Origin of the sequence: Microbacterium sp. HSID17254, assembly GCF_003989315.1 — a bacterium.
Taxonomy (GTDB): Bacteria; Actinomycetota; Actinomycetes; order Actinomycetales; family Microbacteriaceae; genus Microbacterium.
The window spans coordinates 1-887 of record NZ_RBLT01000150.1 but is presented as its reverse complement, the minus strand read 5'-3'; the positions used below and the strand labels follow the sequence as shown (position 1 = coordinate 887).

Sequence of the window (887 nt, the reverse complement as noted above, 5' to 3'; positions counted from 1 at the left end):
GTCGCCGGGGGCGTAGGCGAGGTGGCAGTAGGTCATGACCGCGGCCGAGCCGACGACGGCCACCACGGCGCTGACCCCGTACGCGAGCCGCACCAGCGACCGCGAGTCGCGCCCGCCCGTCGGGCGGAAGCGGATGAGGGCCTGGCCGAAGTTCAGCGAGGTCAGGACCGAGATCAGCATCATCAGGTTGACCATGGCGTTGCCACGGCCGACCTCCTCGGTGCTGAACACCCGCGCGGCGAACACCCAGTAGAGCAACCCGAAGCCGGAGTTGACGACGGTGTTGAGCATCAGGGCGTACGCGTTGCGATAGAGCGGGTTGCCCATCTCGCGGCGGACCGAGCGGACCCGCCCTGCCACCATCTCCCCGACGCTCATCGCGCGCACCGCCGGACGACGGCGCGGGGCGTCCCGCTGAGTGCGTGCACACCACCACGCTAACCAGGGGTCGACCACCCGGGTGCCCGGGGGAGGGCCCCGGACGGTCCGTCACCGGCCGGGCCGGACACCGCGGACATACACACCCCGTCGCGCTCCGCAACCCCTGCGCTACGGTTCATTTCTTCCGGTGCCTGACGAACCGAAGGGGGTCTGCGTGCGTATCGCCTGCGCAGGAGGTGGGCCGGCCGGTCTGTACCTGGCGGTCCTCGCCAGGCTCCGGTCCGGTGGACGCGACGAGGTCGTCGTGCACGAACGCACCGAGGCGGGGCGGACCCACGGGTTCGCCGTCACCTACGGCGAGGACATGCTCGACGACGCGTTCCGCAACGACCCCGAGGGCGGTGAGGCCCTGCGTCGCGCGGCGCGGCTGTGGAACGCCCAGGAGATCCGGGTCGCCGACCACCGCCCCGTGCACGTCGGTGGCAAGTACGGCTACGCGATCGCCC

At 71.7% G+C, this 887-nt stretch carries 2 protein-coding genes; one reads left to right on the top strand and one right to left on the bottom strand.

Annotated elements, in window-relative coordinates:
* Positions 1 to 378: oligosaccharide flippase family protein (locus tag D8M34_RS18245; RefSeq protein WP_148113103.1), on the bottom strand; the 378-nt coding region annotated here is incomplete at its 3' end.
* A gap of 307 nt (positions 379 to 685) precedes the next feature.
* On the opposite strand from D8M34_RS18245, the gene D8M34_RS18240 reads away from it, so the two are divergent.
* Positions 686 to 887 (top strand): hypothetical protein (locus D8M34_RS18240; protein WP_238695726.1); only part of this gene is annotated, 202 nt, incomplete at its 3' end.